The 16,457-nt window shown below is 59.7% G+C and carries 13 protein-coding genes; 10 read left to right on the top strand and 3 right to left on the bottom strand.

Features of this window, described 5'->3' with window-relative positions; translation table 11 throughout:
* Positions 1-22: 22 nt before the first annotated feature.
* Complete coding sequence (locus Q1A34_RS12730) at positions 23-493, bottom strand: tetratricopeptide repeat protein (protein ID WP_300034498.1); 471 nt, start codon at positions 491-493, stop codon at positions 23-25.
* A gap of 30 nt (positions 494-523) precedes the next feature.
* Here Q1A34_RS12730 and Q1A34_RS12725 point away from each other — a divergent pair, with 30 nt between their 5' ends.
* Positions 524-1,780: a cytochrome c peroxidase gene (locus Q1A34_RS12725; protein ID WP_300034496.1), complete on the top strand. Its 1,257-nt coding sequence runs from the start codon at positions 524-526 to the stop codon at positions 1,778-1,780.
* On the opposite strand, the gene Q1A34_RS12720 is transcribed toward Q1A34_RS12725, so the two are convergent.
* Together Q1A34_RS12720 and Q1A34_RS12715 are read right to left on the bottom strand one after the other, a co-directional pair.
* Positions 1,781-3,094 (bottom strand): GH1 family beta-glucosidase, encoded by a 1,314-nt coding sequence (locus Q1A34_RS12720; protein WP_300034494.1) that lies wholly within the window; start codon positions 3,092-3,094, stop codon positions 1,781-1,783. It abuts the gene before it with no gap.
* A complete protein-coding gene (locus tag Q1A34_RS12715) occupies positions 3,094-4,128 on the bottom strand; it encodes a substrate-binding domain-containing protein (RefSeq protein WP_300034492.1) in 1,035 nt (344 codons plus the stop codon). Before Q1A34_RS12715 ends, Q1A34_RS12720 begins: the two co-directional genes overlap by 1 nt.
* A 258-nt stretch (positions 4,129-4,386) precedes the next feature.
* On the opposite strand from Q1A34_RS12715, the gene Q1A34_RS12710 reads away from it, so the two are divergent.
* The 9 genes from Q1A34_RS12710 to Q1A34_RS12670 all read left to right on the top strand — a co-directional run bounded on the left by Q1A34_RS12710 (position 4,387) and on the right by Q1A34_RS12670 (position 16,456).
* A complete protein-coding gene (locus tag Q1A34_RS12710) occupies positions 4,387-5,742 on the top strand; it encodes an ABC transporter substrate-binding protein (protein ID WP_300034490.1) in 1,356 nt (451 codons plus the stop codon).
* A gap of 82 nt (positions 5,743-5,824) precedes the next feature.
* Complete coding sequence (locus Q1A34_RS12705; RefSeq protein WP_300034488.1) at positions 5,825-6,805, top strand: carbohydrate ABC transporter permease; 981 nt, start codon at positions 5,825-5,827, stop codon at positions 6,803-6,805.
* Entirely contained in the window at positions 6,805-8,064 is a 1,260-nt protein-coding gene (locus Q1A34_RS12700) for a carbohydrate ABC transporter permease (RefSeq protein ID WP_300034486.1), read from the top strand. Before Q1A34_RS12705 ends, Q1A34_RS12700 begins: the two co-directional genes overlap by 1 nt.
* A gap of 16 nt (positions 8,065-8,080) precedes the next feature.
* Complete coding sequence (locus tag Q1A34_RS12695; protein ID WP_300034485.1) at positions 8,081-9,748, top strand: alpha-glucosidase; 1,668 nt, start codon at positions 8,081-8,083, stop codon at positions 9,746-9,748.
* Positions 9,749-9,764: 16 nt separating this feature from the next.
* Positions 9,765-10,865 (top strand): sn-glycerol-3-phosphate ABC transporter ATP-binding protein UgpC, encoded by a 1,101-nt coding sequence (gene ugpC / locus Q1A34_RS12690; protein ID WP_300034483.1) that lies wholly within the window; start codon positions 9,765-9,767, stop codon positions 10,863-10,865.
* Positions 10,866-11,038: 173 nt separating this feature from the next.
* Positions 11,039-11,431 carry a DUF3307 domain-containing protein gene (locus Q1A34_RS12685; protein WP_300034482.1) on the top strand — a complete coding sequence of 131 codons (393 nt, stop codon included), beginning with the start codon at positions 11,039-11,041 and terminating at the stop codon, positions 11,429-11,431.
* A gap of 150 nt (positions 11,432-11,581) precedes the next feature.
* Complete coding sequence (locus Q1A34_RS12680; RefSeq protein ID WP_300034481.1) at positions 11,582-12,946, top strand: TolC family protein; 1,365 nt, start codon at positions 11,582-11,584, stop codon at positions 12,944-12,946.
* Positions 12,943-15,144: a type I secretion system permease/ATPase gene (locus Q1A34_RS12675; RefSeq protein ID WP_300034480.1), complete on the top strand. Its 2,202-nt coding sequence runs from the start codon at positions 12,943-12,945 to the stop codon at positions 15,142-15,144. Before Q1A34_RS12680 ends, Q1A34_RS12675 begins: the two co-directional genes overlap by 4 nt.
* Positions 15,134-16,456 carry an HlyD family type I secretion periplasmic adaptor subunit gene (locus Q1A34_RS12670; RefSeq protein ID WP_300034479.1) on the top strand — a complete coding sequence of 441 codons (1,323 nt, stop codon included), beginning with the start codon at positions 15,134-15,136 and terminating at the stop codon, positions 16,454-16,456. Before Q1A34_RS12675 ends, Q1A34_RS12670 begins: the two co-directional genes overlap by 11 nt.
* The last annotated feature ends 1 nt before the right edge of the window (position 16,457 follow it).

The following is a 16,457-nucleotide window of genomic DNA, read 5'->3' as shown; positions in this document are numbered from 1 at the left end:
GGCCTTCTGGTCGCCCCGCCATTTACCGGAACGGGTACATCCAGACCTTGTAATCTGAGACGAGAATATGCGCCTTCTCAATCTCTTCCGCCGTCATCTTTTTCACAACTTCCTCAAGACTGATCGCCGCATCGGGGTCACCGCCGATGGCGCTGAGCGTGTACCACATATATGCGCGCACCAGATCGGGGGCGGGCATGCCACGCCCGACCTCATAATACCAGCCGATGCCCGACTGCGCACCGGGATGGCCCTTCATGGCCGACCGCAGGTACCACTCGAACGCGCGCTGATCGTCGCGTGGGACACCAAGGCCCATGGCATACATCACGCCGATAAGTTCTTCGGCATCCGCATTGCCGGACCGGGCCGCGGGCCAGAGCGCCTCATAAGCCTCCTCAAAGAGACCTTCCTCCATCATGTCCCGCGCGGCCTCAATCTCGGCAACAGCTGGCGTGGCAAGCAGGGCAAGGGCAAAAAATACGGCGCGCATGGTCTGGTCTTCTCCTGTTTTGCAACGCTGGTGACGGCGGGTGATCTGCCGCCGCCGCTGACGCAGGCGGATTTTATTCCGTTTGAGCCCGCCCAGGCCGCTCTGGGCCATTCGCTGTTCTACGATACGGTGCTTTCCGGCAACCGCAATATCTCCTGTGCGCATTGTCATCACCCGGATCTTGGCACCGGCGACGGGCTGTCTCTGGGCATTGGCGAAGGCGGGCAGGGGCTGGGGCCTGAACGGACACCCGGCACGGGTGCTGACCGTGTGCGCAAACGCATCCCGCGCAATGCGCCGGGCCTCTGGAACCTGGGCGCGCGCGATCTGTCGGTGATGTTCCACGATGGGCGGCTGAGCATATCAGACATCTATGGCAACGGGTTCAACTCACCGGCCGAGGAATGGCTGCCGACGGGGTTCAATTCATTGCTGGCAGCCCAGGCCGTGTTCCCGCTGGTGGCACAGTTTGAGATGGCCGGAAACCCGGGCGAAAACGAGGTGATCGGGGCGGTCCATGACCGGATCGACAACGCCTGGCCCATCCTGGCAAAGCGCGTGCGGACGACCGGCGACTATGGCTCGCGTTTTGTCGCGGCCTTTGATCACATCAACGCGCCCGAAGAGGTGACGATCGTCGAGATTGCCAACGCGCTCGCGGCCTTTATGGCGGTCGAGTGGACCAGCTTTGACAGCCCGTTCGATCAGTATCTGGCCGGTGACAGTTCCGCGCTGACGCCCAACCAGCAGGCTGGCATGGCGCTTTTTTATGGCGATGCGGGGTGCAGCACCTGCCATGCGGGTGCATTGATGTCGGATCAGGAATTCCACGCCCTGGGACTGCCGGCATTCGGTCCGGGCCGGACCCGCGTTTTCGATCCTTATGCGCGGGATGTGGGGCGGATGGGCGAGAGCAATCGTCTGGAGGATGCCTATGCGTTCCGGACACCGATGCTGCGCAATGTGGCGCTGACCGCACCCTATGGCCATAACGGTGCATGGCCCACGCTGGAGGCCGCAGTCCGCCATCATTTAAACCCGCAGGCCGCACGCGAGGCCTGGACACAGGCGGACGCAGCCCTGCCTGAGATCCCTTGGCTGGCCGCCGTCGATTTTGTCATACAGAACGACCGGCTCGAAATGGCGCGGCAGGCCGCAGTTGTGCCCCCCGACGCGCGGGCCCTTGAAGAGCGCCAGATTGCTCAGATTGTCGCGTTTCTGGAGAGCCTGACGGGCAGCACAGTGGACACGCCGCCCTTTGGCGTACCCATCTGGTTTCAACCGTGATCAGCGGCGCAGGGCCTCTGCGACGGCATGATATGACGCCTTGGGGGTGCGTTCGAGCGTGTCAAAATCCACATGCACCATGCCGAAGCGCTTCTCATATCCCAGTGACCATTCGTAGTTGTCCATAAGCGACCAGAAGGTATAGCCGGCCAGCGGCACACCCTTGTCGATTGCGCGCAGTGCAGCCGCAAGATGGCTGTCGAGATAGGCCATGCGCTCTGTGTCTTCGCGGTCCGGGGTATCGGCGTTCGCCATACCGTTTTCCGTAATGTAAACGGGCAGATCGCCGGTATAATTCTGATGCAACCAGGTCAGGATATATTCCAGTCCATCAGGTTCGATCTCCCAGCCCATCTGGGTTTTAGGCAGCGGCCCCGGCACCTCTTTCAAGGAGGGCCAGGCGCCGCTGTCGGGGGCAATTCTCTTGCAGGTGTAATAGTTTACGCCAAACCAGTCGAGCGGTTGACTGATCAGGTCAAAGTTATCCTGCCAGCCCTTTGGCATATAGCTTTCGATCCCCTCCATCACCTCTGCAGGGTATTCGCCTTTGAACAGACCGCCGACAAAGAAGCGGTTGTACGTCGCCTCATAGACATCTGCTGCGCGCCGGGCTTCGGCGGTGTCATCCAGTGGCATGACGTGCTCGAAATTGCACACGGCGCCGATGTTTTTGACGTCCAGCGCGCGCATGGCCTGAACCGACCTGCCGTGAGCTGTCAAAACATGATGCATGGCATGGGCTGCCGCACTGATATCGCGCATGCCCGGTGCCTGCAGACCCAAAAAATGCGACAGCCAGGCTACGCACCAGGGCTCATTGATCGGCGCGACACTGAACACCCGGTCGCCGATGCGCTCCATGACCACAGTGGCGAAATCGGCAAGCCAGTGGCTGATGTCCGGATTGCGCCAGCCGCCCAGATCCGCCAGCGCCGCCGGCAGCTCCCAGTGATAGAGTGTGGCCATGGGTTTCAGATCACGTGCCAGCATGCCATCGACCAGACGGTCATAGAAATCCAGCCCTTCGGGGTTCACTGTCCCGCGCCCTTCGGGCATCACACGCGCCCAGCTGGTGGAAAACCGATAGGCATCCAGACCCATGGCCTGCATCAGGTCCAAGTCTTCTTCCCAGCGGTGATAATGGTCACAGGCGGTCTGCCCATGCTCTGCGCGCACCACATTCCCGGGAGTAGCTGCGAAAGTGTCCCAGTGTGTCCGGCCGGCACCGCCAAAGGCATGCCCTTCGATCTGGTAGCTAGATGTGGCGGCAGCAAACTGGAAGCCGGACGGGAAATCGGATCGGCTGAACTGCATCAGGTCTGTACTCCGGGGCAGGGGCCAGTTGACTGGCCGGTAATCAGTTCCGCTTCCCACAGGTCGTGCTCCAGCCTGTGATCAGGGGCGTTTATCTGGTCAATGAGCATCTGGGCGCATCGCCGTCCCGCAGCCCGAACGGATGAGCGCACGGCTGTGAATTCAGGCACGACATCGCCGTTGCGCAGATAAGAGATATCGTCGTCAAAACACGCAAGCGAAATATCCTGACCAAGGCGCAGACCGCGCGCGCTTATGGCGCGGCGGATGCCAAGGGCTGGCACTACAGAGGAGGTGACAAAAGCTGTGGGCGGATCATCAAGGGCAAGCATGGCGTCGGCTGAGGCGTGCCCGTTCTGCTCGCTCATTTCCCCCGAATACATCAGCGCAGGCTCGGGCGTGATGCCTGCGGCTTTCAGGGCATTCAGATATCCCTGCCGGCGACGCTGTGCAAAATCCATGCGTTCCTGGCCATTGATAAACCCGATCCGCCGGTGCCCCAGGCCGATCAGGTGGCCCGTCAGCACTTCCAGTGCCTGCGTGTTGTTCACGTCCATCCAGGCATAGGGAATATTGATGTCAGATGCGCGCCCGTGCACGAGGAATGGGATGTCCAGCGCAGCCAGATGCGCGATACGGGGGTCATCGCAGACGGGAGACTGAACGATCAGCCCGTCCACCGATCCGTTTTCGGCAATCCGCCGATAGGCAGACATTTCGTCCTCGTCCCGGACAACAGTCAGGGTCATGTTGTACCCGTTCAGCGAATAGACCTCGCCCGCACCGGCAATGAAATCGGCAAAAACGATGTTCACCATTTCATTTGTGCGCGAAAACGGGATGATGTGCCCGATCGACATGGACCTGCCTGTTGCGAGATGCAGGGCGCGCGCGTTTGGGCGGTAATTGTACCGCGCGGCAGCCTCGGTGACGCGCAGACGGGTTGCCTCATTAACCTCGGGATATCCGTTCAGCGCCCGGCTGACGGTGGTCGGTGACAGGGCAAGCCGCTCTGACAGTTCTTTGAGGTTCATCGGCGCTTTTTCCGCTTGGGCGTCATTTTTGCCGGGCCGACCCTAGGCAGAGAATTTGCCCGCGTCAAAGAGTAATCGGGTCCGCAGACAAGCCGCTTGTGATACGTGTTTTAAAATATTCTGTTTTTTCATCCCTGAGTTGACAGGCAATGCGCGTTGCTTCACCTTTTCACTATTCAAAGCGCTTTGGAGTGATTCTGATCGCTTAAAAAATGAGCACGACGGTGCCGGGCAAAGGCACTGCAACGGGAGAAAATCATGACGGCACGTTTATATGCCGGCGCTGCGGCGCTGGCTCTCTTCGCAGGAATGGCACATGCGGACGGGCATCAGCCTTTCGCAGTGGGCGAGGGCGGTTTCAGCTGGGACAGCTTCACGGCATTCGCGGACAAATACGATCTGTCCGGACAAACGGTGGAGATCACCGGTGCATGGACGGGCAACGAAAAAGAAAAGGTCGATGCCGTCTTTTCGTATTTTGAATCCGCGACCGGCGCGACTGTGAACTATTCCGGATCCGACAGCTTTGAGCAGGACATCGTTATCTCGACACGCTCCGGCTCGGCACCGAACCTTGCGGCATTCCCGCAGCCCGGACTTGCGGCAGACCTGGCCAGCCAGGGCCTGCTGAGCCCGCTGCCCGAAGGATCGGCCGCGTGGATTGCAGACAACTATGCGGCTGGCCAGTCCTGGGTTGATCTGGGCACATACGCTGACGCCGACGGCAATGATCAGACATATGGTCTGTTCTACCGGGTCGACGTGAAGTCGCTGGTATGGTTCTCGCCGATTGCTTTTGATGAAGCAGGCTATGACATTCCGGAAACCATGGAAGAGCTCAAAGAGCTGACAGACCAGATTGTGGATGACGGTGGCACACCCTGGTGCATCGGGCTGGGTTCCGGTGCTGCGACCGGCTGGCCGGCGACCGACTGGGTCGAGGAAATGATGCTGCGCACGCAACCACCTGCGGTCTACGACCAGTGGGTTTCAAACGAGATGAAGTTTGATGATCCCGCGATCATCGCCGCCATGGACGAGTTTGGCTATTTTGCGCTGAACGACGACTATGTGGACGGTGGCTCCACGGCAGTGGCAAACACTGATTTCCGTGACAGCCCTGCAGGCCTCTTTGCAATCCCGCCAAGCTGCTACATGCACCGGCAGGCCTCCTTTATCCCGGCCTTCTTCCCCGAAGGTACCGAAGTGGGTGAGGATGTGGATTTCTTCTACTTCCCGGCCTACGAGGGCAAGGATCTGGGTAAACCTGTCCTGGGTGCAGGCGCACTTTTCGCCATCACCAACCCGTCTGAGGCGACCAATGCGATGATCGAGTTCCTCAAGCTGCCGGTCAGCCACGAGCTCTGGATGGCACAGGGCGGTTTCCTGACACCGCACAAAGGTGTGAACCCTGAAACATATGCGAGCGACAGCCTGCGGGCACAGGGTGAAATCCTGCTGAATGCCACAACCTTCCGCTTCGACGCATCAGACCTTATGCCGGGAGAGATCGGTGCAGGTGCGTTCTGGACAGGGATGGTTGACTACACCACCGGCACACCCGCGGCGGACGTTGCCAGGGGTATTCAGGAACGCTGGGACGCGATCCAGTAAGCTGACCTTATAAGATACACCCCGGCGCGCTGCAGTGCCGGGGTGCGCGCAACAGGGTACATCACGTCTTGGGAGGGATGCTATGTCGCCGCTGGTTCAGGGCCTGCTGACTATTTTCATCGGTGTCGGCGGCTGCGTCGGATACTTCTTTCTGTCCAACCTCATTCTCGACAAGGTTATTTTTCCGACCCGTTCTGAAAATCCCGGGTTGAATATCAACCGCGCCAACCTTGTACGTCCCTGGCTCTTCCTTTTTCCCGCGATGGCGGCCCTGGGTCTCTACCTTGTCTATCCGGTGATCGGATCCTTCTGGCGGTCTTTGTATAACCGGTCGGGCGATGAATTCATCGGTCTGGGCAACTACATGACGATGTTTTCCGACGATGGATTTCAGGTCGCCTTGTTCAACAACTTTCTGTGGGTGCTCTTTGTGCCCGCGTCCGCGACCTTCCTTGGTCTGCTGGTTGCGCAGCTGACCGACCGGCTGAAATGGGGCAACATCGCCAAATCTCTGATCTTTATGCCGATGGCCATCTCCTTTGTGGGTGCATCGCTGATCTGGAAATTTGTCTATGCCAACAACGCCGACATCGGCCTGATCAACGCGCTGCGTGACTTTTTTGGTGCCGAAGAGCCGCTCGATGTGCTGCAGGTCCGCTTCTGGAACAACTTCTTTCTGATGTTCATTCTGATCTGGATCCAGACAGGCTTTGCCATGGTGATCCTGTCGGCCGCGCTGCGCGGCATTCCCGAAGAAACGGTAGAGGCTGCCATCATCGACGGGGCCAACCCGTTCCAGGTTTTCTTCAAGATCAAGGTGCCGCAGATCATGGGCACAATTGTGGTGGTCTGGACAACGATCACCATCCTGGTGCTCAAGGTTTTTGACATCGTCTACACCATGACCGGTGGCAATTTCGGGACCGAGATCCTGCCCAGTTACATGATGTCCTACATGTTCCGCGATGATGGACGCGCCACGGCAGTGGCCTTTGTCATCATGATAATCGTGCTGCCGGTGATGATCTGGAACATCCGGCAAGCCAGAGCGGAGATGAGATAATGGACAATATCGCAGGTACCAAATCTTCTCTCAGCTGGGCCGTGCACATTTCGGTCGTCGCCCTTGTTGTGCTCTGGCTCATTCCGACCGTGGGTTTGCTGGTGTCGTCTTTCAGGGACCGGGACGCGATCACGGCAACCGGCTGGTGGCTGTCGCCGTTTTCGGTCGAACAGGCTTACCGTGTTCAGCCTGAGCTGGATGGCGTCACGGAGGACAACGGTTATTCGGTCCTCGAAGGGAACCTGTTCGGGGCAGAAGGCAGCGGCGAGGTGTCCGGGTTCGGGATCACCGCGCGCGCGCCGAACGCTGCGTCACCCGGTCAGGTGTACGCACGGTTCAACGTGGATGTCGAAGAGCCCGACGGGACGATCGATGACACGCGGCTGGAGCTGGCCTATCCGGTCGGGTCGGACCCGGCATTCCCGGAGACAGATGACGACGGCAACCGTATTCTGACAGATACGGCTGTTCTGGACCGCAGTCTTGAGGCTCAGGTCAACGGTGATTTCCGCTATGTCAGCGAAGGGGAGTTGCGCAGGGCACCATCGCTCTATGTCACCAGCCTGTCGCCGCCGCGGTTCTCACTGGAGAATTACCGGACCATTCTCTTCTCCAACGGTATGGATGTGGCGTTCATCAACACCTTTACGGTGACGATTCCAGCCACCATCATCCCCATCCTGATCGCTGCCTTTGCGGCCTATGCCCTGGCCTGGATGGACTTTAAAGGGCGCGGATTTCTGATCGCTATGGTCGTCGGGCTGCTGGTCGTGCCACTGCAACTGGCCCTTGTGCCGCTGTTGCAGCTGCACAACAAGGTCGGCATCGGTCAGAGCTTTCTGGGCATCTGGCTGGCGCATACCGGCTTTGGTCTGCCGCTCGCCATTTATCTGTTGCGGAATTACATGGTCGGCCTGCCGCGTGACATTATTGAAAGCGCCAAGGTCGACGGGGCCACGGATTTTCAGGTCTTTACCAAGATCGTGCTGCCGCTGAGCTTTCCGGCACTCGCGTCTTTCGCAATTTTCCAGTTCCTCTGGGTCTGGAACGATCTGCTGGTGGCCAAGGTGTTTCTGCCGTCAAATTCGGAATCCTGGGTGATGACCGTAAAAATTGCGGATGATCTGCTCGGCTCGCGCGGGGGGGACTGGGGTATTCTGGCGGGCGCTGCATTTATCTCCATCGCGGTTCCGCTGGCGGTATTCTTTACAATGCAACGCTATCTGGTGCGCGGTCTTCTGGCCGGCTCCGTCAAGTAACGAAAGAACGCATCTGATGAGCAAGATGGACACAGTCGGTATGCCCGACCAGGGCCTGAAGAACGATCCGGACTGGTGGCGTGGTGCGGCGATCTACCAGATCTATCCGCGCAGTTTTCAGGACAGCAACGGCGATGGTATCGGCGATCTGTCCGGGATTATTCACCGGTTGCCCTATATTGCGGATCTCGGTGTTGATGCGATCTGGATTTCGCCTTTCTTCCGGTCTCCGATGCTGGATTTCGGCTATGATGTCTCGGATTACCGCGACGTGGATCCGATGTTCGGCACGCTGGATGACTTCGACGCACTGATCGAACGTGCCCATCAGCTGGGGGTGCGGGTGATCATTGATCTGGTCCTCAGCCACTCCAGCGCTCAGCACCCCTGGTTCAAGGAAAGCCGCGCCAGCCGGGACAATGCAAAGTCTGACTGGTACGTCTGGGCCGATGCAAAACCCGACGGATCCCCGCCTAACAACTGGCTGTCCATTTTCGGGGGCTCCGCATGGGAGTGGGACGGCGAACGGATGCAGTACTATCTGCATAATTTCCTGTCGGAGCAGCCGGACCTGAACTTTCATAACCCCGAAGTTCAGAATGAATTGCTGGACATCACCCGTTTCTGGCTGGAGCGCGGGGTGGATGGTTTCCGCCTCGACACGGTGAATTTCTACGTGCACGACCAGCAGTTGCGCGACAATCCTCCGCTGCCCGAGGAGGAGCGCAATGACAATACGGCACCGTCTGTAAACCCTTATAACTTCCAGGATCACCTCTACGACAAGACCCGGCCCGAAAACCTGAATTTCCTGCGCCGGTTCCGCGCGCTGCTGGATGAATATCCCGGAACCACAGCCGTGGGCGAAGTGGGCGAAAGCCAGCGCGGTATGGAAGTGCAGGCGGCCTATACGGCGGGCGATGATCTGCTGCACATGTGCTATGATTTTGCATTTCTGGCCAATGCCTATCCGACCGGCGGGCATGTCGGTGATATCCTCGAACGTTTCAACCGGATCGTCACCGAAGGCTGGGCCTGCTGGGCATACTCCAACCACGATGTTGTCCGTCATGCGACCCGCTGGAACATGGATGAGCCACGTCTGCGTCTTTATGCAGCGCTGCTGATGAGCCTGAAGGGGTCGGTCTGCCTTTACCAGGGAGAAGAGCTGGGTCTGACGGAAGCCTATGTGGCCTATGAAGATCTGCAGGATCCCTATGGCAAACGGTTCTGGCCAAAGTTCAAGGGCCGTGACGGCGCACGCACGCCGTTTCCCTGGTCGCGGGACAACCGCAATGGCGGGTTCTCGGATGAGAAACCATGGCTGCCTGTCGCAATGGAACACGTGCAGCGCGCCGCCCAGAGCCAGGCGGACGATAGCGGTTCGATGCTGCAGTTCTACCGGGACATGCTGGCCTTTCGCAAAGCGCATCTGCCGATCCTGAAAGGCGACATCACGCTGATTTCCGCCGACGACACAAGGCTGTGTTTCGAACGGCGGCATCAGGGCGCGCGTGTCTTCTGCGCCTTCAATCTGTCGGACACCGTCCAGCGGATTGAGCTGCCCCAGGGGGCATGGGACATCGACCGTGGCGCACCATTTACATTTATCGAAACGGCGGAAGGCACAGACCTGCCGCCCCACCAGGCTCTGTACGCAATCGCGTCAGATACACCGGCCTGAAGGGAGAGGGACAGCAATGGCAAATCTGAAACTGACGGATGTCGGCAAGGCCTATGGCGGAACGGTTGAGGTTCTCAAAAACATCAACCTGGATATCGAAACCGGCGAGCTGATCGTCTTTGTCGGCCCGTCCGGTTGTGGCAAGTCCACACTGCTGCGGATGATTGCCGGTCTGGAAAAGATCACCTCGGGCGAGCTGCAGATCGACGGCGACCGGATGAATGACGTGCCACCGGCACAGCGTGGCATCGCGATGGTGTTCCAGTCCTATGCGCTCTACCCGCATATGACCGTGCGGGACAACATGGCCTTTGCGCTGAAACTGGCCAAGAAGTCACCTCAGGAAATTGATGAGGCCGTGAACCGTGCCGCGCGGGTGCTGCAGCTTGACGAATACCTCGACCGTCTGCCCAAAGCCCTGTCCGGCGGGCAGCGCCAGCGTGTGGCCATCGGACGGTCCATCGTGCGTGACCCGAAGGTTTATCTTTTTGACGAACCGCTGTCCAACCTGGATGCCTCGCTGCGCGTGGCCACCCGGATCGAGATCGCGCAGCTCAAAGAGAGCATGCCGAATTCCACCATGATCTACGTGACGCATGACCAGGTCGAGGCAATGACGCTCGCAAGCCGGATTGTGGTTCTCGCAAACAAGGGCATCGCTCAGGTCGGCACACCGCTGGAACTCTATGAGCGGCCCGAGAACGAATTTGTCGCGCAGTTTATCGGCTCGCCCGCCATGAACCTGTTGTCCGGAGAGGTTGTCGGAACAGGCGAGAGCACGCAGGTGCGCCTCGACGCAGGGCAGGGCACAATAGCGGCGGCCATTCCCACCCGCGACAGCGACATGGGGCTGAAGGTGAACGTCGGTATCCGACCCGAGGACATGGTGCAAACCGACGATGAGAATTTTGCATTCTCTGGCAAGGTTGAGATTGTTGAGGCTTTGGGCGAGGTTACACAGCTCTATTTCGCGAAAACAGCCGGCCAGGACGGCTCGGTGATCGGCAAACTGCCTGGCATTCATTCTGACGTCCGCGGAAAGGTACTGAATATGACGGCCGTTCCGCAAAAGGTGCATCTCTTCTCGAACGGGCACTCGTTGCTGTACCGTGACTGACAGCCTGGAAAGGGAGGGAGTTCAGCGGTACATTTCCCCTGTAACGGGCAGGGGGCGCCACGTCATAACAAATATTAAGCGCTTGTGCGCTGAATTGAGTGTAAGGCGGATTTACAGATCGGGGCTGCTCGCCTTAACATTTGTTTACGGCGAGATGTTCGGAAGGGCGTGTTTTGGGCGAAACGTATAGTGTGTTACTGGTGCTGCTGTGTTTGTTGCAGATCAAACATATGCTGGGCGATTACTTCCTTCAGACACGTATCATGCTGGATGGCCGCGATCAGTACATGCACCTGGGCCGTTTCCTGCATGCCGGCGTTCACGCGGCAGGTTCGCTGATTGCATTTGCGCTGATCGGCGCGCCATTCAGCTTTGTCATCCCGCTTGTGCTCGCTGAATGGGCAGTGCATTTCCACATAGACTGGTGGAAGGGACGGCATACATCGGATCAGAATCTCACCCCTTCAGATGCCGGTTACTGGCGCGCTTCCGGCATTGACCAGGCACTGCATCAGCTGACCTATATCGGGATGATATGGCTCTGGCTTGCCCTCGCCGCAGGCTGAAGTCCCCCCGCTTTTTTCGCATAACCCCCTGATTTCCCGCCATGGTTGCGGCTTTTGCTTCAGATTGCTTTTTCCCGGCAGTCGGTTAACGTAAAGGCAGTTTAAAGGGTTGTGGGCTGTTTTGCCTGCGGGGGATGTGTCTTGAAGATCATGCAAAAGCTGTTGTGCGCACTGCTCCTGGCCTCGCCGGTGGCGCAGCCGGTTCAGGCGGAAAGTCTGCGTGACGCTGTCAGGTTCGCGGTGACAACCAATCCGTCGGTGCGGGCCAATGCGGCTGAAATGCGTACGGCGGCGTGGGAACTGATGCAGCTGCGCGGTCAGTATCTGCCAACGGTCACAGTTTCGGGTGAAACGGGCTACCAGCGGGTCGATGATCCGACCTCATTATCGGTCGAAGACAATTTCTCCGGCAAGCCGCGCAACCAGATCGGCGTGCGTGCCGAAATCGTACTCTTTGACGGGTATCGCCGCTCCAACCTTGTGTACGCCAATGCGGCGCGGGTCGATGGCAGCATTTTCCGCCTTCTGGATGCGTCCGAGACAATGGCGCTTAATGCGACCGAAGCCTATATTGATGTGGCGCGCCACCGCACTCTGCTGGAAGTGGCCCGCCGGAATGTCTCCAAACACGAAGAGATCGGGCGCCAGGTCACCGGTCTTGTAGAGGGCGGACGGCTGCCTTTCAGCGATCAGCTGACCATCGAGGACCGGATCCGGTCCGCAAAGCTTGCGCAGCTCGAAGTGGAACGCGCACTGCGCGATGCCAATGCACGTTACGAACGGGTTGTCGGGCGCGCACCATCTGGGGGGATGAGCACGCCTGCCGCCCCTGCGCCAAAATCTCTGCAGGAGCTGACGGAAAACGCGCTCAAAAACAGCTATCGGCTGCTCTTTGCCAGAACGCAGATTGATCAGACACGCTCTGAAACAGAGGCCGCTCTGGCCGACCGCTATCCGCAGTTCACGCTGGGCGCAGGCGTCGTGCGTGACATCAACAGAAACGGTGTCCGCAGCACCCGCACAGACGAGAGCATCGGTGTGGGTATGCGCTGGACGATCTACCAGGGCGGGCGCAAGGCCGAGAAAAACGCGCTTGCGGCAATGAACAGCCGTGCCATTGCTGCTCAGGAAGTTGCAGTTCGCGATATCCGTGAACTGGCTGCACGGACATGGAATACCTATACCACCGACCGTCAGCGCGCGTCGCAGCTGTCGGATCAGCTGCGGATCAACCGTTCGATTGTCGAAGTATACGGGGACGAATTTGAGGCTGCAAAACGTACCCTGCTGGACCTGCTGGAAGTGGAGCGCGCGCGGTTCACGGTAGAGTTTGAGAGCGTGGGCGCACAGTCGGGGCTTGTTTTCAGCACCTATCGGGCCCTGGCCGCTCAAAGCCGCCTGGCCGATCATTTCGGGCTGCCCAAAAGCGAACTGGCGCTGAAGCCTGAGTTCCGGGACCGCGCGGCGTCAAATCCGGTAAACGTGTTCGACGTAACGATAGAGCCGCTGAAGTGAGCCCCGAGGATGGCACCGCCCCAAAGGCCGTGCCGATGGGGACCCCGCCGGTGTCCGACCGTTTCCGGGTTGTTCACTGGCTGTCTGCGCATTTCGGTTGCACATTTTCTGAAACAGCCGTTGCGTCACGCCTGCCACAGGGTGCGGACCCGGCGGATCCGGGGCTGCTCGCCCGTGCGCTGGAAGCGGTGGGACTGCGCTGCAGGCTGATCCGGCGGGACCCTGCACGTGTTGATCCCGTTGCGCTGCCATTTGTTGTATTCCGCACGTCGGGTGGGCCGCTGATTGTGACCGGGCTGGCGGGCCGGGGCAAAAATGTCACTGCAGTCGATCCCGTAGCAGGCGGTCTGGTGACCGAGATGAAAACCTCTGCGCTGAGGCGCATGATCAGGCCGGATGTTCTGCTGGTGACACCTGCGGATGACCGTGCCGCAGGAATGCTGTCCCCTCAGGCGGTTTCCGCCGCTGCACCGCGCGGCCACTGGTTCTGGCAACCGGTACGCGCCAGCTGGTCGGGCTGGCTGCAGGTCCTGCTCGCGGCATTCCTGCTGAACCTGCTGACCCTTGCGCTGCCGCTTTTCGTTATGAACGTTTACGACAAGGTCATCCCAAATCTTGCCTATGTGACGCTGTGGACACTGGCCGCAGGGGTTGGCATCGCACTGGCGATGGATCTGGTGATGCGCACCATCCGGGCGAATATCCTTGAAAACATCAGCCGCCGCGTGGATCTGAAGGTGGCCTCGGCGCTTTTCCGTCAGGCAATGCAGGCAAGGCTGCTGGGCAGGCCGGGAGGGGCGGCAGGGATTGTCAGCACGATCCGCGATTTTGAAGTCGTGCGGGAGTTCTTTGCCTCTGCCACCTTTGTCGCTGTCATCGATCTGGCCTTTATCGGAATTTTTGTTGCAGCACTGTACTTTATCGTTGGTCCGATCGCGCTTGTGCCCCTGTGCGCGGTGCCGGTGGTCCTGGTCCTGGCGCTTCTGGCGCAGCTGCCACTGGGGCGTGCGGCAGGCCGTGCACAACAAATGGCTACCAAACGTCATGTGGTGCTGGTCGAATCCCTGACCGGTATTGAAACGATCAAAAGCCTGAACGCCGAGCCGGTGATGCAACGCGAGTGGGAGGCCGCCGTTACGGCGTCTTCTCAGGTAAACGGGCGCACCCGGTTCTGGTCGAATGTGGCGGCGAATGGCACCATACTGGTGCAGCAGTCTGTCAGTGTTCTGATCATCGTCTGGGGTGTTTTTCTGGTATCAGAAGGGCAGATCACGATCGGCGGGCTGATCGCCGCAAACATCCTGGCCGGGCGGGTGCTGGCACCACTGGGCACAATTGCCCAGACCATCTTCCGGGCGCAATACGCCTTCCGTGCACTCGGGGCGCTGAACAGGTTTATGTCCCTGCCGGTGGAGCAGCAGGGGGCTGTGCGCTCTGATGCGGCTGTCTCCAGGGGTGCCATCTCGCTGCACGAGGTGAGTCTTACCTATCCGGAAGCACAACGCCCGGCACTGTCCGGCTTCAGTCTGGACATGAAACCGGGGGAATGCGTTGCTTTGCTGGGGCGTGTCGGGTCCGGCAAGACAACAGTGGGCAAGGTCGTTTCCGGGCTGCTGAAGCCCGAAGCTGGCAGCGTCCTCGTCGATGGGATCGCGCTGGAACAGTATGAGCCTGCAGAGCTGCGGCGCAGCATCGGGTATCTGCCACAGTCGCCGGAGCTCTTTACCGGCACACTGCGCGAGAACCTGGTGATCGGCGCTCCGGCGGCGACAGACGCAGAGATCGGGCGCGCGTTGTACTTTGCCGCGATGGATGAATTCGTGGCCGCAGTACCCGAAGGGCTCGACCTTTTTCTCGGCGAGCAGGGCAGCCGTTTGTCCGGGGGGCAACGGCAGGGGATCGCTCTGGCGCGGCTGCTGCTGCGTCGCCCGGCGACGCTGTTTCTTGATGAGCCGACAAACGCAATGGATCAGCGCATGCAACAGCAGATTGTTGAACGGTTGCAGGAGCTGAACCGCGGCGGCATGGGCATGCTGATCTCGACCCACAGGCAATCGCTGGCGGCAATGGCCGGGCGGCTGGTGGTGATGGATCAGGGGCGCGCGGTCATGGATGGCCCACCGGACGATATCATGGAGCGGCTGCGCGCTATGGGCGCTGCACAGGCCGGCGACGAGGGAGATGCCCGTGTTCGGTAACCGAGAGGAAGATCTCTTTGTCAACAACATCGGCTCGGCTGGCCCGGGCGACCGCGATCGCGGGCCCTGGCGGTTGTTGCTGGTTTCGGCCCTTGGCATTGCGGCTTTTCTGGGCTGGGCGGCAACACACCGCATCGAAGAAACAGCCAGGGCAACCGGCCGGGTGATCCCCTCACAGCAGGTGCAGGTCGTCCAGAGCTCTGAAGGCGGGATCGTGCGGGATATCTCTGTGCGTGAGGGAGATCTTGTCGAGGCCGGAGACGTGCTGATGCAGATTGACGATACGCGCTTTGATGCCGAACGTGGCCAGCTGCTGGAACGCGAGGCCGCCATCCTCGCGGAAACCCACCGTCTGGAAGCCGAGGCCGCCTTCCTGGAAGCGCTGGTTTATCCGGACGATCTGATTGCCCGTGCGCCGCTGGCAACAACCGCAGAAGAACAGGTTTTCGCCAGCCGCCGCGAACAGTTAACCCGCGAGCTTGAAGTGCTGGCCTCTCAGCTTAAGCAGCGGCGCAGCGAGCTGGACGAGGTGCGCGCGATCCGCCAGCGGACACGCGATATCCTGGCACCCCTGGCCGAGGAAATAACGCTGACGCAGGATATGTTTGATCGTGGGCTGGTGCCGCAAATCGAGCTTTTGCGTCTGCAGGCGCGTTTTGCTGAGCTGAACGGTGACATCGCCGTCAGCCAGGCCAGTGAACCCAGGCTTGAGGCTGCGATCATGGAAGCGCAGAACCAGATCAGCGCCGCCCGGTCGGCCTATGTGCTGACAGCGCGGCAGCGTCTGGCAAAACTGCAACTGGAACTGGCGGTGGTTCAGGAAACGCTGCGCAGTGCAAACGACCGTGTCACCCGGTCCAGACTGCGCGCGCCCGTGCGCGGCACGATCAACCGGGTGAATGCAACGACCATCGGCGCGGTTGTGCAGCCCGGTGCGGCCCTGATCGAAATTGTGCCTGCCGATGACAGCCTGCTGATTGAGGCAGACCTTGGCCCCCGCGACATTGCCTTTGTGCGGACGGGTGAGCCTGCATCGGTCAAGATATCTGCTTATGACTATGTGGTTTACGGTGCGCTGAACGGTGAAGTTGTGCGTATCGGTGCAGATACAATCACAACCGGGGAAGGCCAGGAGTTTTTCCGCGTGATCGTGCGGACTGACAAGGCGTGGCTGGGGACAGATGAAAACCCCTTGCCGATTACGCCGGGCATGATTGCGTCGGTTGATATTCAGACCGGCGAGAAAACAGTTTTATCCTACCTTGCGAAACCGATCCTGCGCGCACGCGCTGAAGCACTGCGCGAGCGCTGAG

Origin of the sequence: uncultured Roseobacter sp. (assembly GCF_947491795.1) — a bacterium.
GTDB lineage: Bacteria > Pseudomonadota > Alphaproteobacteria > Rhodobacterales > Rhodobacteraceae > Roseobacter.
The sequence above is the reverse complement of the archived record's forward strand: the minus strand, read 5'-3'. Positions and strand labels throughout refer to the sequence as shown.